This is a genomic window from Nonomuraea basaltis (assembly GCF_005893125.1).
Lineage (GTDB): Bacteria > Actinomycetota > Actinomycetes > Streptosporangiales > Streptosporangiaceae > Nonomuraea > Nonomuraea basaltis.
Genome location: NZ_VCJS01000008.1, coordinates 118,487 through 137,480 on the forward strand (window position 1 = coordinate 118,487; position 18,994 = coordinate 137,480).

16 protein-coding genes and 1 pseudogene are annotated in these 18,994 nt (G+C 71.6%); 6 read left to right on the top strand and 11 right to left on the bottom strand.

The features are described 5' to 3' along the window. Window positions 1-417 precede the first annotated feature (417 nt). The gene (locus EJK15_RS05910; protein ID WP_138709342.1) at window positions 418-927 is read right to left on the bottom strand and encodes a DinB family protein; all 510 of its coding nucleotides are present in this window, start codon (window positions 925-927) and stop codon (window positions 418-420) included. 41 nt (window positions 928-968) lie between these two features. Next, window positions 969-1,649, bottom strand: a complete 681-nt coding sequence (locus EJK15_RS05915) for an SAM-dependent methyltransferase (protein ID WP_138709343.1) — start codon at window positions 1,647-1,649, stop codon at window positions 969-971. A gap of 133 nt (window positions 1,650-1,782) precedes the next feature. Between EJK15_RS05915 and EJK15_RS05920 the strand changes: the two genes are divergently transcribed. Next, entirely contained in the window at window positions 1,783-2,361 is a 579-nt protein-coding gene (locus tag EJK15_RS05920) for a helix-turn-helix domain-containing protein (protein WP_138709344.1), read from the top strand. Between the two features lie 30 nt (window positions 2,362-2,391). After that, entirely contained in the window at window positions 2,392-2,802 is a 411-nt protein-coding gene (locus tag EJK15_RS70225) for a hypothetical protein (RefSeq protein WP_171074136.1), read from the top strand. A 70-nt stretch (window positions 2,803-2,872) separates the two neighbouring features. On the opposite strand, the gene EJK15_RS05930 is transcribed toward EJK15_RS70225, so the two are convergent. Beyond that, window positions 2,873-3,109, bottom strand: a complete 237-nt coding sequence (locus EJK15_RS05930) for a nuclear transport factor 2 family protein (RefSeq protein ID WP_138709346.1) — start codon at window positions 3,107-3,109, stop codon at window positions 2,873-2,875. 796 nt (window positions 3,110-3,905) lie between these two features. Here EJK15_RS05930 and EJK15_RS05935 point away from each other — a divergent pair. Continuing rightward, window positions 3,906-4,943 (top strand): Gfo/Idh/MocA family protein, encoded by a 1,038-nt coding sequence (locus EJK15_RS05935; protein WP_138709347.1) that lies wholly within the window; start codon window positions 3,906-3,908, stop codon window positions 4,941-4,943. Window positions 4,944-5,248: 305 nt separating this feature from the next. Here EJK15_RS05935 and EJK15_RS76180 read toward each other — a convergent pair whose 3' ends face one another. The 4 genes from EJK15_RS76180 to EJK15_RS05955 all read right to left on the bottom strand — a co-directional run bounded on the left by EJK15_RS76180 (window position 5,249) and on the right by EJK15_RS05955 (window position 8,150). After that, window positions 5,249-5,377 (bottom strand): hypothetical protein, encoded by a 129-nt coding sequence (locus tag EJK15_RS76180; RefSeq protein WP_276615364.1) that lies wholly within the window; start codon window positions 5,375-5,377, stop codon window positions 5,249-5,251. A gap of 95 nt (window positions 5,378-5,472) precedes the next feature. Further along, on the bottom strand, window positions 5,473-7,119 hold the full coding sequence (locus tag EJK15_RS05945; RefSeq protein ID WP_206060670.1) for an alpha/beta hydrolase: 1,647 nt from the start codon (window positions 7,117-7,119) through the stop codon (window positions 5,473-5,475). 435 nt (window positions 7,120-7,554) lie between these two features. Further along, complete coding sequence (locus tag EJK15_RS05950) at window positions 7,555-7,749, bottom strand: helix-turn-helix transcriptional regulator (protein ID WP_138709348.1); 195 nt, start codon at window positions 7,747-7,749, stop codon at window positions 7,555-7,557. Continuing rightward, on the bottom strand, window positions 7,746-8,150 hold the full coding sequence (locus EJK15_RS05955) for a hypothetical protein (RefSeq protein WP_138709349.1): 405 nt from the start codon (window positions 8,148-8,150) through the stop codon (window positions 7,746-7,748). Before EJK15_RS05955 ends, EJK15_RS05950 begins: the two co-directional genes overlap by 4 nt. A gap of 297 nt (window positions 8,151-8,447) precedes the next feature. Here EJK15_RS05955 and EJK15_RS05960 point away from each other — a divergent pair, with 297 nt between their 5' ends. Continuing rightward, on the top strand, window positions 8,448-11,207 hold the full coding sequence (locus tag EJK15_RS05960) for a helix-turn-helix transcriptional regulator (protein WP_240776795.1): 2,760 nt from the start codon (window positions 8,448-8,450) through the stop codon (window positions 11,205-11,207). Here the strand turns inward: EJK15_RS05960 and EJK15_RS05965 are convergent. After that, the gene (locus EJK15_RS05965) at window positions 11,194-11,607 is read right to left on the bottom strand and encodes an alpha/beta fold hydrolase (protein WP_206060671.1); all 414 of its coding nucleotides are present in this window, start codon (window positions 11,605-11,607) and stop codon (window positions 11,194-11,196) included. The two genes, EJK15_RS05960 and EJK15_RS05965, sit on opposite strands and share 14 nt — an antisense overlap. Window positions 11,608-11,798: 191 nt before the next feature. Here EJK15_RS05965 and EJK15_RS05970 point away from each other — a divergent pair, with 191 nt between their 5' ends. After that, entirely contained in the window at window positions 11,799-13,265 is a 1,467-nt protein-coding gene (locus EJK15_RS05970) for an FAD-dependent monooxygenase (protein WP_138709350.1), read from the top strand. A gap of 323 nt (window positions 13,266-13,588) precedes the next feature. On the opposite strand, the gene EJK15_RS05975 is transcribed toward EJK15_RS05970, so the two are convergent. After that, the gene (locus EJK15_RS05975) at window positions 13,589-14,740 is read right to left on the bottom strand and encodes an acyl-CoA dehydrogenase family protein (protein ID WP_138709351.1); all 1,152 of its coding nucleotides are present in this window, start codon (window positions 14,738-14,740) and stop codon (window positions 13,589-13,591) included. Next, on the bottom strand, window positions 14,737-18,105 hold the full coding sequence (locus EJK15_RS05980; RefSeq protein ID WP_240776796.1) for an indolepyruvate ferredoxin oxidoreductase family protein: 3,369 nt from the start codon (window positions 18,103-18,105) through the stop codon (window positions 14,737-14,739). The genes EJK15_RS05975 and EJK15_RS05980 overlap by 4 nt, the downstream gene beginning before the upstream one ends. Before the next feature lie 155 nt (window positions 18,106-18,260). On the opposite strand from EJK15_RS05980, the gene EJK15_RS05985 reads away from it, so the two are divergent. Further along, window positions 18,261-18,719 (top strand): Lrp/AsnC family transcriptional regulator, encoded by a 459-nt coding sequence (locus tag EJK15_RS05985; protein WP_138709353.1) that lies wholly within the window; start codon window positions 18,261-18,263, stop codon window positions 18,717-18,719. 3 nt (window positions 18,720-18,722) lie between these two features. On the opposite strand, the pseudogene EJK15_RS70230 reads toward EJK15_RS05985, so the two are convergent. Next, window positions 18,723-18,994, bottom strand: a pseudogene (locus EJK15_RS70230) (hypothetical protein); the annotation flags it as partial.

Sequence of the window (18,994 nt, forward strand, 5' to 3'; positions counted from 1 at the left end):
GGACACGACCTGAAGACGAGCGAACCCCGCTTCCCAGTATCGGAAGGCGGGGTTCTCGCATGTCAGAGGCTACTTGGCCAGATGCCTGATGCGCCGTACTCCACGACATCTGGCCGGTGGAGGCGGCCTTCGACACAGCTCGGAGCTGGTCGCCGATCGCGGCGGTGGTCAGACGACGGGCTGGGAAGTCGATCCGTCCGCCTACGGGATGCAGGGCACCTGCAAGGCAGCACATGCACTCGCCGCCTGCCGCTTTCGCCGGCAGTCGTTGCGGTGTTCCCGCCGTTCCGACCGACCCTGTGCCGCTTGGTGGCGGCGACCGCTGCCGGGTTACCCGCCACGCGGTGAACGCCGAGACCTCCACGGCCGGACCGATCACGAGGCGGCCCACTGCGCCGCGCGCCGGTAGCCGGCTTGTCAGCGGCCGGTGGATCCGTCGATCTGCTCGCGGAGGATGTCGGCGTGGCCGGCGTGCCGGCCGGTCTCTTCAATCATGTGCACCAGGACCCATCGCATCGATGGTGCCGGCCCTGGGCGCGGGGGTCGGGGGGCGGGAAGGGCCAGATCTGGGCAGGCGTCGATGACCTGGTTCGCTCGCTCGACGGTCTTCCGGTAGTCGGCGAGCACGCCGTCGATGGTGTCCTCCGCGGACGGCCGCATGGTCGCGCGCCAGTCGCCGACATCCTCACCGAGGAAGTAGAACTGTTCGACGAACACCAGATGCTTGAGCAGCCCGAGAAGGTTGGTGCCCGAAGGCACTCCGCCCGTTCGGACCTCCGGTTCCGGCACACCCGCAACCTTGTCCGCGACCGCGTTCCGCAGATAGTCGAGGAAGCCCCGCAGGGTGGCCTTCTCGTCGGCGCCGGTCCGCGGAGGCGTGGTGTCCTTCGCCCGCGTCCTGGATCGCTGCGCGCGGTTTCCTGGCATCGAATCACTCCGTTCGACGTGACGTCGTGTGGTTCAGGCGGTCATCCGGCGGTTCGCTGGACGAGCAGGATGTTGTCGATGACGGTGGCGGTCTCACCAGCGGGTCCGGTGGCCCGGCGGCGGGGCATGTCGGCGCGCAGGACGGACCAGCGCGCGGGGTCGAGATCAAGTTCGGCGGCGATCTCGGTGGGTGTGGGGTAGGGGATGTCGGGGTCCTGGTTCCACGACCAGGGCGCGGTGGAGCCGTGGTCGACAATCAGCAGCAGACCGCCGGTGCGCAGGGCCCGTGCGGCGCTGCGCAGGACTCGGCTGCGGAGCAACGGGAACGGGGTGTGGAAGTACTGGGCGGAGACGAGATCGAACTGGCCGGCCGGGAAGCTTCTGGCCAGATCGTGCTGTTCGGTGGCGACCCGGTCCGCGACGCCGAGATCGCGGGCGCGTTCCCGCACCCGTTCGACGGCGGTGGTGGAGATATCCACGGCGGTGACGTGCCAGCCCCGCTGGGCGAGCCAGATGGCGTCGCCGCCGGCGCCGCAGCCCAGATCCAGGGCGGCGCCGGGGCGCAGCGGTGCGGCGGTCTCGGCGAGCAGCGGGTTGACGCGTGCGCCCCAGGTACGCCGGGTGCGGTAGTGCCGCTCCCAGAACAGCTCGGCGTTCTCGTCCGCCGCGCCCTGGTTGCCCGCGGCGTCGGCGGTGGGTCGGCGGCGTCGGGTGGAATCCATCTGAGTCGCCCCTTCGTCGGCCGGCGTGCCGAGCGTGATCCGATACGCACCTTCGACGCCGGTGATGTACCGACAGCATCGCCACCGCCGTTTCCGCCTTGCAAGAAGAGTTGCGGATCCGCATTATCGGGGGATGGACAACCCCGCAGGAGACGTTTTGGCCGGAGTTGGGCCGCGTCTGCGTGCCCTGCGCCGGGCGCGGAGCGCCACGCTGGCGGCGCTGGCAAACGAGACCGGCCTCACAGCGAGCACTCTGTCCCGTCTCGAGAACGGCAAGCTCCGCCCCACGCTGGAGCAGCTACTGCCTCTGGCCCGGGCGCACGGCGTCCCGCTCGATGATCTCGTCGCGGCGCCGCCCACCGGCGACCCGCGCATCCACCTGCGGCCAGTGCGGCGATCCGGGCTGGTGATGGTGCCACTGACCAGGCGGGCCGGCGGTATCCAGGCCTACAAGGTGATCTATCCACCCGCCGGCCGAGCGCCCACGATGAACCTGCAGACCCACGAGGGATACGAGTGGTTCTACGTCCTCAACGGACACGTCAGGTTCGTGCTCGGTGAGCAGGAGTTCCGGCTCGGCGTCGGCGAGGCCGCGGAGTTCGACACCCGCATACCGCACTGGATCGGCAGCGCCGACAGCCGGCCCGCGGAGTTGCTCACCCTGTTCGGCGCGCAGGGAGAGCGCGCCCATCTGGCACCGTCCAGGCACTGACCATCTCAGCCCTCCGCCGGCACGGCGTTCATGTCCTACACGCGTTTCGACGACGAGCACAATGACGGCCAACTGACGGCGTTCCGGAGACGACTCAGCGACGAGGTGCGCTGCCAGACCGCCAAGGCGTTCCCCATCTTTCAGGACCGGTACGACCTCGGCTGGGGCCGGCATTGGTCGTCCCACATCGACGCCGCGCTCGCCACAGTCAGCCTGCTCATCCCTGTGATCTCCCCGAGCTTCTACGAGCGGCTGAGGAACTCGGACCCGCTGGCGGCAATGCTGTACGACCGCCGGTACCGCGACCGGCGCCCGCTGCGCCACCCCCCGTCACCACCCGGGAGGTCAAGGAGGAGATCGAACGGCTGGCGCGCGAGATCCGCGGGCGGGTCCACGTTGCCCACAGCAGCGTCGTGTAGCAGGCTGGCCCTCCGTAGGTAACGGGTGGCGCCTACCCGGACCGAACTTCCACCGGCAAGCGACGACGAGCTTACGAACAGACGATCAGCCGCTACGTCACGGCTTCACCTCCGTTCTGCTGGGCGCACGAGATCTCCTCATCGAAGTAGGTCCACGCCTCGCGATAGAAGGCGAACATGGCAGCCCGCCCCCGCATCGCCGGCATGACATCACCCCAGTCGAAGACGAGCTCGGGCGACAGGTAGGTCTCGAGTTCGTCGAAGTCGTGCGCGTTGAACGCCGCCACATAGCGGCGGTACAGGGCCTTCAGACCACGCGGTTCGCTCACCCGTGAGCCTTCCTCTCATCGGCCACTTGCGGTATTACGCCACATCGCCCGTAACCGGCCGGCACCCACGCGGGCGCTTTCTGCCTGGTGGAATCACCTCATGGCCGGTCGGCCTCTCCGCGCCCGCATGCCTCACCGGAGCCCGCGCGCTCCCATGATCACTGCAAAGGTGTCGTCCCTTTCACCGCGCTCGATGCCGTGGTGCCGTACTTCGAGCAGCGACTCGGCCGTTCACCGAAGCAGCACGCAGGCAGCCTGGCAGACCGGGGAGCGTTCGATGACGCCGCACGGCTGGCAGTCCGGAGCATGGGACGCACGTCCCAGCCCCCGAACGCCGGCCAGCCACGCGCGAGGCTCGGCGTGTCCCCGACAGCTGTCCCTTGCGACAACTGTCACCGACGTGGACCTCTGCGGTCGCGAATATGGCCTGGACGCCAAGAGCTGGCGTAGATCAAGTGGGAGGAAGGGCCAACCGTGACTTCGCGGAGGAACTCGTCGAGCACGGACGTGTCTTGCTGCCCCACCATCCCGGTCACGGCACGTCCTCGCGCGAAAGAACGGTGACTGGCTGGGGTCGGGGACCATCGTCATGGGCGAAGTATCATCACGCCCATCAGTGGACCGTCCTCGAAGAACCGCTTTCCTACCCCGCCGGCGGCGGACCGCACGTGCGAAAGGCGCTCGCCGGGTGATCGCGTCCGCGGCCTGGTAGCGGTTGGCGCCTCTGCCCGGGAAGGATGGCAATGCCGGTGACAGCGTGACCGGCCCTGGATGGCGGCTGAGAGGAAGACAACTCGTGATCACACCGTTGCGCATGGGACTGGTGGGCTACGGCTTCGGTGGCCGGTACTTCCACGCGCCGCTGCTCGCCTCCGCCCCGGAGTGCGAGTTCCTGGGCGTGGTCACCAGGAACTCACCCGAGCGCCGCGAACAGGTCGGCAAGGAGCTCGGCCTGCCGACGTACGCCTCGCTCGAGGAACTGGCCGCGGCCGGCGCCGAGGCGGTGGCGATCTCGACGCCGGCGGACACCCACATGCCGCTGGTGCGCCAAGCCCTCGGCCTCGGACTCGCGGTGGTGTGCGACAAGCCGTTCGCGCTCGACGCCGCCGCCGCACGGGAGACCGTGGAGCTGGCCGAGCGGCTCGGCGTGACGCTGACGGTCTACCAGAACCGGCGTTGGGACTCCGACTTCCTGACGCTGCGGAAGCTGATCGACTCCGGGGCGCTCGGCACGCTCACGCGCTTGGAGTCCCGGTTCGAGAGGTTCGCCCCCGAACCCGGCCCGCCGGCCGCCGGCGGCGGCACCCTGCGCGACTTCGGCAGCCACCTGGTCGACCAGGCGCTGGTGCTGTCAGGACCGGTCGAACAGGTCTACGCGGAGGTGCACCGCCGCGACGGCGAGGATGGGCTCGACGACGACGTCTTCGTCGCACTGACGCACCGCAACGGCGCCCTGTCCCACATCTGGGGGAGCTGGCGGCAGGGCGCGCCGGGCCCCCGCTTCCGCGCGGCGGGGACCTCCGGCACGTACGTCGTCGACGGACCCATGGACGGGCAGGAGGGCCTGCTGATCAGCGGGGCGACGCCCGCGTCACTGGGCGACCGCTGGGGAGCCGAGCCGGAGGAACGATGGGGCAGGGTGCTGCGCGGCGACCGCGTCGAGCCCGTGCCCTCCGCGCGTGGTGCGTGGGACACGTTCTACCCGGCGTTCGCGGGCGCGGTCCGCGGCACCCGGCCGGTTCCCGTCGACCCGTGGGACGCGGTGGCGACCGCCATCGTCCTGGACGCCGCCCGCGCCGGCGCGGCGAGCGGTCAGGTCGTGCGCCTGCCGTAGCGGGAGTCCCGGCCGCCCGGGAGCTGTGGGGGCGTGCTTGATCGGCGCGGGCTGCCAGTCCTCGGCCCTGATCGGGCGTCGTGCGCCCGGTCTTTGCCGGAGAGCAGCGCGGGCGGGGACAGATCGGGAGCGGCGCTCCGACGGTGATCCTCGCCGCCTCCCTTGATACCGATCGCCTCATGTGGCGCGAGCAGGTGCAGTTGCTTCCGCGAACCTGGAACCTCGTCACTTTCGATCTTCGGGGTCACGGAGCCTCGCCGCTGAGCCCCGTCGCCTCGAGGACGTCGGAGAAGATCGCGTGATGCTCACCGAGCTCCCGCAGCGTGTTGATCCGCCGCTAGGTCGCTCAGCACGATCAGCCCCTCCAGGAGGTTGCGACCGAGCCTGTCGACCTCCTGCACAGTGAGCAGGTCGCCGTCGCGGATGTGCTTCACGTCTGGGGTTCAGCCAGGCCAGGTCTTCGTCCCAGCCGGGCTCGGCGGGTGCTCACGAGTTCTGGAAGATCGCCTCCCGGTGCGGCACGGTAGTACTACAGCGGCCACGCAGGAGGTATGTACGGAACGGCCGCGGAGCGCACGGTGTCGTCGGCCGGTGACGGAGCCGGGCAGAAGCGGTCCCGCGCCGGCAGTTTCCCGGTGGCCAGGAAGGTGTTCGTCGCCTCGTCGGCGCAGCTGCCCAATCCGAACACGCCGTGCCCACCCTGGTCGACGGTGATCATGGCGGCCCGCCGGCCGAGCGCGGCGCGCAGGCCGCGTGCGCTTCGCAGGGACGTGGATGGATCGCGGGTGTTCTGCAGGATCAGCACATTGCGCGGCCCGTTGCCGGTGACCGTCACCGGCGGCTCTGCCGGCCGGGTCGGCCACGCCGCGCACGGCCAGATGTTCGATGGCATGCCCGCCGTCACCGGCCACGCCCGCCGGTCGGCCGCGACCTGCCGGGCGTGTAACGACACGTTGCGCGGCCAGGCGGCGTCATTGCAGATCACCGCGTAGAGAGCGGCGGTGGTGTTGTCAGCCGGCACGTCCGCCGTCCCGGCTCGGTCGCCGGCCGTGACACCCCCGGCGGAGCCCAGCCGGGCCAGGCGCGCCACGGCGGCGCTGTCCACGGCCGATCCCGTGGAGACGGCCTCCGCCAGTGCCTGCCAGAATTCGGCCAGGATCGGTAGGGCGATGTCGAGGTAGAGCAACGACCGGGTGACCTCGCGCAGCGCGTTGCCGTCGAGCTCCGGGCCGCCCGGGTTCGGCAGGGGCCGCTCGTCGAGGGCCGCGGTCAGCCGGTCGTAGGTGCGCCGCACCTCATCCGGTGTCGCGCCGAGGTGGTAGAGGGCGTCCCGCTCGGCTGCGAAGGTGAGGAAGTCGGGCAGGCGCAGCGCGACCGCCTCGTTCCAGGTCCGCAACATGTCCCGCCACACCAGGCGGGGATCGACGGCGCTGTCCAGCACGATCCGGTCGCTGCGGCCGGGGAACAGCGAGAGGTAGACGGCTCCCAGGTAGGTGCCGTAGGAGGTGCCGTAGTAGGAGAGTTTCGGCTCGCCGAGCGCGGCTCGGATGCGGTCCATGTCCCGGGCGGTGTTGGCCGTGGTGATGAAGGGAAGCAGGTCGCCGGAGTGCTCGGCGCAGGCGGCGGCGGTGGTTCGCGCGAAGGTGACATTGCGCTGGATGCCGCCGTCCGGCGCCGGGTAGGGCAGCACACGCGACCGGGGGGTCGCGGGGTCGATCCCGCAGGTGACCGGGGTGCTGTGGCCGATTCCTCGCGGATCGAACCCGATCAGGTCGTACTGATCAAGGACCTCCGGCGGCAGCACGGTCGCCAGCGCGCTGGGCAGGTCGAGGCCTTGATCGCCGGGGCCGCCGGGGTTGGACAGCAGGATCCCGCGGCGCGTCCCGGGCTGCGCGGTCGCGATGCGGGAGATCGTGATCTCGATGGTCCGCCCGCGTGGGGCCCGGTAGTCCAGTGGCACCTTCAAGGTCGCGCACTGCTGGCGTGGGTCGCGCTCGATGCCAGGTCGCGGCGGCATCGTGCACTCGCCCCAGACGGGGGCCGCCGTCCCGGCTTCGGCGACCGCCGGCTGGGGCGTGTCGGCCAGGGCAGGCTGGCCGGCCGGCGCCGGAGCGCCCGCCGCCACGGTGGCCATCGTGGCCGCACCGACGATGAGCACTGTCAGACCTAATCGCACGGATACCTCCGGGGTAGAAGTACGGATGTTTTTCGATTTACTGGGGACTGGGAATTTGGAGGGCTTTCCTTTACCTCGCGCAGGGAAGCGACGTCCTTAAGCCCTCGCCCCCCGACCGGTGATGCCCTGTCGCCGGTCTCGACGTGCTGCGGTCGTGTCCGGACGCTGGCCTGGTCTCTTCCGGCCGGGGTGGTCAGGTGTAGATGTGGTGTCTCTATCGGCAGGTACGCACGTGGGTCCGGCGGGTGGGTTGCGCGCCTCTGTGTAAGAGACAAGCCCTTGGGTTCCCTGAGGTCTCGGTGGCCTCACTACCCCATGGACCTGCACCTTCTGCTTGGATGGCCGACATCGATGTCTCCGATCCCCGAACCGTCAAGCGTGGCACGATTCGCGACTATGTCTTTGGTCGGCCCGTGCAGGCTTCACCGAGGCGCTTCATTGATCGTCGAGAAAGAGCTCTTCGATCTTCAGGTTGAACAGCTTGGCGAGACGGAAGGCGAATGGAAGGCTCGGGTCGAACTTCCCTGTTTCGATTGCGTTGATCGTCTGCCTTGACACGCCGACACGCTGAGCCAGGTCAGCCTGCGTCCAGGCGCGTTCGGTCCGAAGGTCCTTGATGCGGTTCTTCATCGGTATCTGATCTTGCCGACGACGAAGGCGATCACGTAGACGACTCCCAGGAGCACGGGGAAGAGTGCGATATTGACGTCGTAGGCGACGAGGCCGGCGGCGTCCGCGACGACGTAGGCGAATCCGCCGACCCACCCCACTCCGAGGGTGACCTCCAGCGCATCCTGCAAGAACTTCCGTTGCAACTCATCGAGTCCTCGGAGAAAGCGTGCGAAGGCGACGATCCATCCGATGCCGACGACAAGATTGGCGGCAACCGCGGCCCAGCTCGCCGCCGGTTGCTGCGAATCCCATAAGAGTCCGGGACCGAACCTGGCCAAGGCAAGGGTCGCCGCCCAGGCGAGTGTCCAGAGTGCCAGCCGAACGGTTGCCTTGATCGAGTCCCGATAGGCCCCGGCCATGTTGTGTGCTTGCACGAGTTGCCCTTCCTGTGGCGAGAAGTCAAGTACACTTGACACGGTAGAAGGCATCCGCCGCGATGTCAAGTACACTTGACAATGGCCGAGCCGACCCCGTTCTGGACTGGGCGAACGGTCGTGGCGCGCGTTCTCGCCCTGCAGCGCTCTGCCTCGGCGGCGATGGTGCGGATGGATTCTCCGCGTTCGCGGCGGGCGAGGATCACGGCGCGTTTGTCGTCGTCGACCGGCCGTAGATTCTGGCCCCCCGCCGGCGCTCGAGGCGGTCGTACGATCGGGGGCATGCTGCTACATGGCCGGGAGCGGGAGTGCGGGCTCATCACGCGGCTGCTTGACGACGCACGCGACCGGCGCAGCGGCGTCCTGGTCGTGCGCGGCGAGGCGGGCATCGGGAAGTCAGCGCTGCTCGACTTCGCCGCCGCGCGGGCGGGCGACATACGGGTGTTGCGGGGCGGCGGGGTCGAGTCGGAGTCGGAGCTGCCGTACGCCGCCGCGCACCAGCTGCTGCGGCCCGTTGCGGACCGGGTCGCGGCGATCCCCGCGCAGCAGGGCGCCGCGTTGCGAGGGGCGTTCGGGATGGGGGACCCGGTGGGCGCGGACCGGTTCCTGGTCTCGGTGGCGGTGCTGAGCCTGCTGTCCGAGGTGGCCGAGGAACGGCCGCTGTTATGCCTGGTGGACGACGCGCACTGGCTGGACGGGGCGTCCGCCGACGCGCTGGCGTTCGTGGCGCGGCGGCTGGAGGCCGAGGGGGTCGCGCTGGTGTTCGCGGTGCGTGACGACGGCACGGACTCCGGTCCCGCACTGGCGGGCCGGCCCTTGGCGAGGCTGCCCGAGCTGCGGCTGCGCGGCCTGGAGCCGGACGCCGCGCGGGCGCTGCTGGCCGAGCGCACGGCCGTGGCGCTCGCGCCCGAGGTCGCCGACCTGCTGGTGTCCAGCACCGCGGGCAACCCGCTCGGCCTGCTGGAGCTGCCGGGCTCGCTGTCGGCCGAGCAGCTCGCCGGGGCGCACCCCCTGCCGGAGCGGCTGCCCGTCGGCGCCGTGGTCGAGCGGGTGTTCCTGGCCAGGGTGCGGCGGCTCCGGGCTCCGGCGCAGACCCTGCTGCTGGTCGCGGCGGCCGAGGAGAGCGGCGACGTCGGCCTCGTCCTGCGGGCGGCGCAGGCCCTGGGCGTGGTGCCGGACGCGCTCGACGAGGCCGAGACCGCCGGTCTGGTACGGGTGGACGACGTCATAACCTTCCGCCACCCCCTCGTCCGCTCCGCGGTCTACCGGGGCGCGACATTCCTGCAGCGCCGCGCGGCCGAACAGGCCCTGGCCGCCGTGCTCACGGACGAGGACGTGGACCGGCGGGCTTGGCACCTGGCCGCCGCCGCGACGGGCCCCGACGAGGCGGTGGCGCAGGACCTGGAGCGGTCGGCGGAACGGGCCGCCCAGCGCGGCGGTCACGCCGCCGCCGCGAGCGCGCTGCGCCGCGCCGCCGCCCTCACCGCGAACCCCGAGACCCGCGCCCTCCGGCTCACCCTCGCCGCCGAGGCCGGCTGGCTCGCCGGCCAGCCCGACCGGGCCCGCGCGCTGCTGGACGAGGCGGCCCAGTACGCCACCGAGCCCCTGCTCCGCGCCCGCGGCGAACACGTACGCGGGGCCATCGAGGGCCTCTGTGGCCGTCCCGACACCGCGTACGCAATGCTCCTCGCCGGGTCGGAGCCGGTCGCCGAGTCGGACCCCGGCCAGGCCGCGCGCATGCTCACCGAGGCGGGGCGGCTCGCATGGACGGCCGCCGACCTGCCCAAACTCGTCGAAGCCGGACGGCGGATCGCGGACCTGCCCCCGGTCGAGGACGCCGTCACCGCAGGCGCCAGGCTGGTGGTCGGGCTAGCCGCGATCCTCCAAGGGGACGCCGAGCGGGCCGCTCCCGCCCTCCGCGAGGGCCGCGCGCTGGCGCAGGACAAGGCCGACCCGCAGAGCCTGGGGCTGGCCGCGAGCGCGGCGATGTTCGTGGGCGAGGACGCGGCGGCGCTTGACCTGTTCACCACGGCGGCCGTCCGCGCCCGCGCGGCCGGGACGGTCAGCGCGCTGCCCCTGGTGCTGGCGCCGCTGGGGGCGCTGCAGATGTGGACCGGCCGGTTCACCGCCGCCCGCGCCACCGCGACCGAGGGGCTGCGGCTGTCACTGGACACCGGGCAGGACAACACGGCCGCCCACCACCGCGCCGTCCTCGCCTGGATCGCCGCCGCGCAGGGCCGGGCGGACGAATGCCGTACGGAGGCCGACGCCGCCCTGGCCCGCGCCATCGGCCAGCGGCTCGGCCCGCCCGCCGGGATCGCGGCCTGGGCGCTGGCCCTGCTCGACCTGGGGGAGGGGCGCAAGGGAGAGGCGTTCGACCGGCTGACCGCCCTGGCGGACGCCGGTCCGGGTGAGGGGCACCCGATCGTGAAGATCTTCGCGGCCGCCGATCTCGTCGAGGCCGCCGTACGCACCGACCGCCCGGATCGGGCGACGGCCGCACTCGACCTGCTCCGGGGCTGGGCGGGGCCGGTCCGCGTACCGTGGGCGCACGCGCTGGTGGCACGGTGCCAGGGGCTCGTCGAAGGGGGCGACGACCACTTCACCGAGGCTCTGTCGCTGCACGCGGTCGCCGGCCGGCCGTTCGACACCGCGCGGACCGCGCTGCTGTTCGGCGAGACGCTGCGCAGGCGCCGGCGGCGGGCGGAGGCGCGGCGCCACCTGCGTACGGCATGCGAGACCTTCGAACGGCTCGACGCGGCGCCCTGGGCCGAGCTCGCCCGGGTGGAGCTCCAGGCCACCGGCGAGACCGCGCGCCGGCGCGACCCCAGCACGGTGGCTCAGCTGACGCCGCAGGAGTTGCAGATCGCGCGGCTGGTGAGCGAGGGCGGGACGAACTGGGAGATCGCCGCGCACCTGTTCCTGAGCCCGCGCACGGTGGACTACCACCTGCACAAGGTGTTCGTGAAGCTGGGGATCTCGTCACGGGCCGAGCTGGTGCGGCTGTCGCTGGAGGACGGCGGCGTCCTCAGCGGTCGCTGAGGAAAGGTCGGCAGCTCCTCCACGCGCACAACGCCGCCGCCCAGTCGACCTTGTCCGGCAGGTCCTGCGCCGCCTGCAAGGCGATCCCGGCGCCGAGGCACAACCCGGCGATCCCGGCCCGCTGGATGCCGCAAACGTCCAGGAACGCGCTGAGCCAGGCCGCGTACCCCGCCAAGGTGGGCACGGTGGCCCGCAGCGGAGTCCCCCCGAACCCGGGCAGATCAGGCGCCGTCACCCGCGCATGCCCCGCGAGGGCCACCCAGACCGGCTCCCAGGCGAGCCGCGCGTCGTCCAGACCCTCGCAGTCCCCGTGCAGGAGCACGACCTCCGGCCCCGTACCCGCGCGGTAGGCCCGCACGACAGACCCGCACACCACCATCACCGTCTCGTCATGCCGCATCGGACGACTTTGCGCCGGGGCGCCGTCGGCTCGCATCCGTGGTTTCACCGGTCCGACACCCCCTGTTGACCCGCCCAGCGCGCGGCGAACCACCAGTGGCGGCCGGTGAACTCGACTGTGCATTTCACCGATTCGAACGGACCCGCCCCAGCCGCATGGTGGTGCCATCGAAACCCGATGGGAGCAACCCGATGAACCAGACCGACGTGATCGTCGTGGGCGCCGGCCCGACCGGCCTCATGCTGGCCTGCGAGCTCGCACTGGCCGGCGTGCGCTGCAAGCTCCTGGAGCGGCGCGCCGAGCAGCCCAACATCACCAGGGCGTTCGCCGTGCACGCCCGTACGCTCGAACTCCTCGACGCCCGGGGCCTGGCCGACGACCTGCTGCCCCGCGGAGTCCCCGTGCAGGAGATCCAGCCCGCGCCCGGCGCCAACGTCGACCTGCGCACGCTGGAGACCAGGTACCCCATGATCCTCATCGCCCCGCAGAGCGGCACGGAGCGCATCCTGGAGGCCCGCGCCCGCGAGCTCGGCGTCGAGATCGTCCGCGGCGCCGAGGTGACCGGGATCCGGCAGGAGGCCCAGGGCGTGGTCCTGACCCTCGCCGACGGCCGCAGCGAGTCGGCGAGCTACGTCGTCGGCTGCGACGGTGCCCACAGCAAGGTCCGGAGCCTGGTCGGCATCGACTTCGAGGGCAAGCAGTACGAGACGCACATCCTGCTCGCCGACGTGCGGCTCACCGAGACCCCCGGGGAGACCCTGTTCACCCGGGCGAGTAACGAGGGCGTGGTCATCATGATCCCGTTCGGGGACGGCTGGTTCCGCGCCATCGCCTGGGACCGGCTGCGCGAGCAGGTCCCCCTCTCCGAGCCGCTGCCGATGGAGGAGATGCGCGACGCGTTCCTCCGCATCGCCGGAACCGACTTCGGCATGCTCGAACAGCGCTGGAGCACCCGCTTCCTGAGCGAGCGCAAGCAGGCTGAGCGCTACCGCGTCGGCCGGGTCTTCATCGCCGGCGACGCCGCCCACGTCCACTCGCCGCTCGGCGGCCAGGGCATGAACACCGGCATCCAGGACGCCATGAACCTCGGCTGGAAGCTGGCCGCCGCCGTACAGGGCCGGACCCCCGCCGGGCTCCTGGACACCTACGAGAGCGAGCGGCACCGGGTGGGCGCGCAGGTGCTCCTCCTGACCGACGGCTTCAACCGCCTGGTTCTCGGCCGCTCGCCGTTCCGCCGCGCCATGCAGTCCGTGGCGGTACGGACGCTGCTGCGGTTCCGCCGGACCCGGTGGGCCATGATCGGACGGCTGACCGGCCTCGGCATCCGCTACCCCGCCGCCAACCGCCGCGCCCACGCGTGGACCGGGCATCGCGTGCCCGACCTGAAGTGCGAGGACGGCAGGCTGTACGAGCTGCTGCGCGACGGCCGCCACCGGCTGGTCGACACGACCGGGTCGAGCGCCGCGGCGAACGCGGTCGGCGACACGGTCCAGGTCGCACGGTACGCGGGCCCGGCCACTCCCGGCCTGCCCGCGGCGATCCTCGTCCGCCCCGACGGCTACGTGGCCTGGGCGAGCGACGACCGCACGGACCTGGCGGCCAAGGCGAAGGCCGCCGTGGCACGCGGCCTCTCAGCCGAACCGGTGTCCCGCGCCTGATCCCGGTTCTATGGCGCCGTACTGGTTGAAGGTGACACGTGTGCTGGAGGCGCCGCCGTGACCACGTACGCGCGGCGTCGCTGATTCCCCGAGGTCGCCGACCAAGTTCACGCGCACGTCGCCCGCTCGCCGAGCGCGCACGCTCCGGTGCCCGAGTGGTCATACGTCGCGTTGCTCTACACCAGAAGATCATTATTACTCACCGTAATCAGAGGCGGCAGGTCAAATGATCTTTTTCGATACCGCACACTCACTCTGACGGAACAGCGACGGAACAGGGCACTAATCGATCTCCAAAAGCGTGCCTCGAAGAGCGGACTTTTTCAGCGAACCTGCTGGCCAGCGAGGTGCCGGCTGATGACCAGGCGCTGGATCTGGTTCGTCCCCTCGAAGATCTGCATGATCTTGGCCTCGCGCATGTACCTCTCCACACGGAACTCCCGCGTGTACCCGTACCCGCCGAAGACCTGCACCGCGTCCGTCGTGACCTTCATGGCCGTGTCGGTGGCCACCAGCTTGGCGACGCTCGCCTGCCGGCTGTACGGCAGGCCGGCGTCGCGGCGGCGAGCCGCGTCCAGGTACGTGGCCCGCGCGCTGTCCACCCCCGCGGCCATGTCCGCCAGCAGGAACCCGAGCCCCTGATGGTCGATGATCTTCTTGCCGAACGTCCGCCGCTCCTTGGCGTACGCCACCGCCTCGTCGAGCGCGGCCTGGGCGAGGCCGGTCGCGCAGGCGGCGATGCCGAGGCGGCCGGAGTCGAGGGCGCTGAACGCGATCTGGAGCCCCTGCCCCTCCTCGCCGATCAGCCGGTCGGCCTCCAGGATCGCGCCGTCCCAGTGGGCGCTGGTCGTCGGGACGGCGTGCAGGCCCATCTTCTCCTCCGGCCGCCCGAAGGTGAGCCCGTCGGCGGCTCCCGGCGCGAGGAAGCAGGAGATGCCGCGCGACCCCTCCCCGGTACGGACGAACAGGGCGTAGAAGTCGGCGATACCGCCGTGCGTGATCCACGCCTTGCTGCCGGTGATGCGGTAGCCGTCCGCGACCCGCTCGGCCTTGCACGTCAGGGCCCCGGCGTCGGAGCCTGCCTGCGGCTCGGACAGGCTGTAGCCGCCGATCAGGCGCCCGGCCAGCATGTCGGGCAGCCACCGCGCCCGCTGCTCCGCCGTGCCGTAGGCGAAAACGGGGAAGCAGGCCAGGGTGTGCACGCTGGTCGCGACCGCCACGGCGGCCCACCGCATCGCCAGCTCCTCGATGACCTGCAGATACACCTCGTACGGCTGCCCACCGCCGCCGCACTCCTCCGGGTACGGCAGCCCGAGCAGCCCCGCCTCCCCCAGCACCCGGAACAACCCCGAAGGGTACGTCTCCGCCCGCTCGTGCTCGTCGACCCGCCGCGCGAGCTCCTTGTCGGCGATCTCGCGGGTCAACTCGATGAGGTCCTTGGCATCCTGGCCGGGCAGCAGGCGGTCGACGGTCACTGTCCCCCCAAGGGATCGGTCAGCCGCGCCAGGGAGGTCCTGGCGCGCTCGCGGAACTCGGCGACGCGGGCGAGCTTGATGTCCTCGTACCCCCGGATCAGCTCCGGCAGGCCCGCGATCTCGGCGACGGCGTCGGCGGTGGCGGGGGAGAGCCGGTCCAGGGCGGTACGCACGAGGTCGCGGTACTCGCCGACCAGCTCCCGCTCGACACGCCGCACGCGGGCCTTGCCGAACACGTCGAACGCCGTCCCGCGCAGCACCCGGGCCGCCCGCAGCCCGCGGAACAGCACCCCGGCCGAGCGACGCAGCTTGATCTTACGTTTCATGCCCATCGCGCGCAGCACCGGCGGGTGCAGCAGCACCGACACGACCGCGTCCGCGCCGAACTCGCGCTCGCGCCTGGCCTGCTCGGCGGGATCGAGGTGCAGGCGGGCCACCTCGTACTCGTCCTTGTAGGCCATGAGCTTGTGCAGCCCGCGGGCGTAGGCGAGGGCGATCCCGGTGCCGGTCTCCTCGCCCGCGCGCTCGACCGCCGACTCCATCACCTGCCGCACGTCCTCGGCGTACGTACGGGCGTAGTCCGCGTTCTGGTAGCCGGTCAGGTCGGCCACGCGGATGGCCACGACCTCGTCCAGCTTCTCGGCCGGCTCCTCGGCGGCGGGCCGGACGACGTCGCGTACCGCCTCGGGGTCGGCCACGGCGGCGCGGCCCCAGCGGAAGGCGGCGAGGTTCTGCTCGACGGCGGCCTTGTTGAGCGTGATGGCCCGCTCGACGGCCGCGGCCGACACCGGCAGGCAGCCGTGCTGGTAGGCGGCGCCGAGCAGCAGCAGATTGGCCGGCATGTGGTCGCCGAACAGCGCCTCGGCCAGCTCATGAGCGTCCAGGCACGCGGTGCTCCTGGTGGCCGACTCGACGCGGGCGACCGCGGCGGCGTGCCCCGGCACGGGCACGCGGCCGGTCACCATGGCGGCGGTGGGCACGATGGAGGTGTTCAGCACGGCGACGGTACGCTCGGGCGAGGCGACCGCCAGGTTGGCGTCGGCCGCCGCGCCCAGCACGTCGAACCCGATCAGCACGTCGGCAAGGCCGTGCGAGGCGCGTACCGAGCCGTTGACCGGATGCGGCGCGATCCGCACGTCGCTGACCACCGGCCCGCCCTTCTGCGCGAGGCCCGTCTGCTCGAGCCCGGCCGCGTGCAGGCCGTCGAGGTGGGCGGCCATCTGCAGGATCTGCGAGACGGTGACGACGCCGGTGCCGCCGATGCCGGGCATCCTGATCAGCACCTCGCCGGTTCTCCGAGTGGGCTCCGGCGGGTCCGAGGGCAAGGACGGCACCTGGCGCGCGGGCTTGGTGCCCGGCTCGACCAGCAGGAACGACGGGCAGTCGCCCTTGAGGCAGCTCAGGTCGGAGTTGCAGGAGGCCTGGTGGATGTGGGTCTTGCGGCCGTACTCGGTCTCGACCGGCTGGACGGACAGGCACGTCGAGACGTCGCCGCAGTCGCCGCAACCCTCGCAGACCCGCTCGTTCACCACGACCTTCTCCGTCGGGGTCGGCAGCTTGCCGCGCTTGCGCAGCCGCCGCTCCTCGGCCGCGCACCGGTCGTCGTGGATCAGCACCGTCACGCCGTCGAGCGCGGCCAGCTCCTTCTCGGCCTCGGCCAGGTCATCGCGATGCCGTACGGAGGCGATCGAGGCCAGCCGCACGCCCCGGTACGTCTCCGGCTCGGGCGTGGTGATCACGATGCGGCGCACGCCCTCGACGGCCAGCTCGTGCGTGACCGCGGGCACGTCGAGGCGGCCCTCGGCGCGCTGGCCGCCCGTCATGGCGACGGCGTCGTTGTAGAGCAGCTTGTACGTCATGGTCGCCCCGGCGGCGACGGCGGCCCTGATGGCCAGGGAGCCGGAGTGGTGGAAGGTGCCGTCGCCGAGGTTCTGCACGAAATGCCGGTCCTCGGTGAACGGCGCCAGCCCGATCCACTGGGCTCCCTCGCCGCCCATCTGGGTGATGCCGACCTGCGTGCCGCGCCCGTGCCCGTCCAGCGCGATCATGGCGTGACAGCCGATGCCGACACCGACCAGCGTGCCGTCGGAGGTACGGGTGGAGGTGTTGTGCGGGCAGCCCGAGCAGAAATAGGGGGTACGCGCGGCGACGATCGGCAGCGAGCGCCTGGCCGCCACCTGTACGGTCCGGCGCGGGAGCCGGTCGCGGCCCACGCAGGTGGCGATGGCCTTGGCCACGTCCTCGGCGCCGAGCGTGCCGCGCGCGGTCAGCAGGTCCCTGCCGGCGATCGCCGGGGCCCGCTCGCCGCCGTACAACGCCTGCTTGAGCTGCCCCTCCAGGAACGGCACCTTGTCCTCGACCACCAGCACCCGGTCCAGGTCGGCGGTCATGGCGGCCAGGTCGTCGTACGCGAGCGGGAACGGCATCGCCAGCCTGATCAGCCGCAGTCCGAGATCGTCCATGGCCGCCTCGTCCAGGCCGAGGTCCGCCAGGGCCCGCAGGACGACCGCGTACGTGGTGCCCGAGGCCAGGATGCCCAGGGCGGTGTTGCCCGATCCGGACATGACCCGGTTCAGCCCGTGCGTGCGGGCGTACTCGCGGGCCTTGTCGAGCCGGCGGGTGAGCATGTCGTGCTCGGCGTCGAGCGCGGCCGGGCCGAGCAGGATGGGGGATGCTTTGTGCGGTACGCGGGTGGGGACGGGGATCGCGGCGCGCAGGGGGCCGAGGTCCACGGTGGCGGACGCGTCGGCGATGTCCGCGACGATCTTCAGGCCGGTCCACAGGCCGGTGGCGCGGGACATGGCCACCGCGTGCAGCCCGAACTCGATGATCTCCGCGACCGAGCCGGGCGCCAGCAGCGGCATGGTCAGGCTCTGGCACATCGGCTCGCACGAGCTGGGCAGCGTGGAGGACTTGCAGCCCGGGTCGTCGCCGATCCAGGCCACGGCGCCGCCGAGGGGCGCGGTGCCGGCCGCGTTGGCGTGCCTGATCGCGTCGGCGGCCCGGTCCAGGCCGGGGTTCTTGCCGTACCAGAAGCCGGTCACGCCCTCGTGGCGGCGGCCCGGCACCTGGCCGAGCAGTTGCGTCCCCGCGACCGACGTGGCCGCGAGCTCCTCGTTCAGCCCGGGCTGGAACACCACGCCCGCCTCGTCCAGGAACCTCGCCGCCCGCCCCATCTCCAGGTCCACGCCGCCCAGCGGCGAGCCCTGGTAGCCGGAGACGAACGCTCGCGTGTCCAGGCCACGCTCCCGGTCCAGGCGGCGCTGCTCGAGCGTCAGGCGGACCAGGGCCTGGATGCCCGAGATGAGGACCCGGCCGTCATGTGCCGTGTACTTGTCGTCGAGCGACACAGGCGTCTCGCTCACACTGACCTCCTGGCTTGGTACGTGGGGATTCCCAGCACAGCAACGCGGGCAGGACATTCGCAAGTATTAGATGAGAAGGTGCCCCAAAGACGCAAATAATATGAGGGTTCAGACTTCGATGCTGAGGTTCTTTGCGCCTGAGGAAGGAGTCTGGCATGCCTGACGTGGACGAGATCGACCACCACGTGCTGCGGCTGCTGCGCGAGGACGGGCGCAGGACGTTCTCGGAGATGGCCGAGCTGGTCGGGCTGTCGGTGGCGGCGGTCAAGCGGCGGGTGGACCGGCTCCGGGACATCGGCGTGATCAAGGGGTTCACCGTGCAGATCGACTACGCCAAGCTGGGGTGGGGCATCGAGGCGTTCACCGAGCTGCGCTATCCCGGCACGACGCCGGTCAGCGAGATCGTCCGCACCGCGACGGAGGTGGCCGAGGTGCAGGAGGTGTTCACGATCGCGGGCGATCCCGACGCCTTGATCCATGTACGGGTGCGCGACCTCGGGCATCTCCAGCAGGTCATCGACCGGCTGCGCCGAACCGGCGACGTGACGGGGACGAAGACGCTGCTGGTGCTCGGGTCATGGACCCGGGACGCGCTGGCGCCGCGTGCCCGCTGAGCGTCAGGGGGTTCGTTCCGCCTGGTCGCGGCGGGAGAAGTGGTACACGAGCAGGCCGATCGCGACGAGCACCGGCACGCCCAGGCCGAGCGCCCACAACGACACGCCGGTCACCGGGAGGGTCTCGTGGCCGCGCTCCGGCTCCGGCATTCCGCCTCCTGCCGGGACGGGGCGGGGCTCGTCCGGCCGGGCGCCCTCACCACTGCCGGGCTCGCGCCGCTCGGCGCCTTGGCCGATCTTCGGGCTCGCGACCGGGCGGGGCGTGGGGGTGGGAG

Bases quoted from the DNA above. Each gene is read 5' to 3' on its own strand.
- EJK15_RS05960 (WP_240776795.1), top strand. From the start codon at position 8,448: ATGCTGCTACATGGCCGGGAGCGGGAGTGCGGGCTCATCACGCGGCTG.
- EJK15_RS05910 (WP_138709342.1), bottom strand. From the start codon at position 927: ATGCCAGGAAACCGCGCGCAGCGATCCAGGACGCGGGCGAAGGACACC.
- EJK15_RS05950 (WP_138709348.1), bottom strand. From the start codon at position 7,749: ATGAAGAACCGCATCAAGGACCTTCGGACCGAACGCGCCTGGACGCAG.
- EJK15_RS05915 (WP_138709343.1), bottom strand. From the start codon at position 1,649: ATGGATTCCACCCGACGCCGCCGACCCACCGCCGACGCCGCGGGCAAC.
- EJK15_RS05985 (WP_138709353.1), top strand. From the start codon at position 18,261: ATGCCTGACGTGGACGAGATCGACCACCACGTGCTGCGGCTGCTGCGC.
- EJK15_RS70225 (WP_171074136.1), top strand. From the start codon at position 2,392: ATGTCCTACACGCGTTTCGACGACGAGCACAATGACGGCCAACTGACG.
- EJK15_RS05955 (WP_138709349.1), bottom strand. From the start codon at position 8,150: ATGGCCGGGGCCTATCGGGACTCGATCAAGGCAACCGTTCGGCTGGCA.
- EJK15_RS05920 (WP_138709344.1), top strand. From the start codon at position 1,783: ATGGACAACCCCGCAGGAGACGTTTTGGCCGGAGTTGGGCCGCGTCTG.
- EJK15_RS05965 (WP_206060671.1), bottom strand. From the start codon at position 11,607: ATGCGGCATGACGAGACGGTGATGGTGGTGTGCGGGTCTGTCGTGCGG.
- EJK15_RS05970 (WP_138709350.1), top strand. From the start codon at position 11,799: ATGAACCAGACCGACGTGATCGTCGTGGGCGCCGGCCCGACCGGCCTC.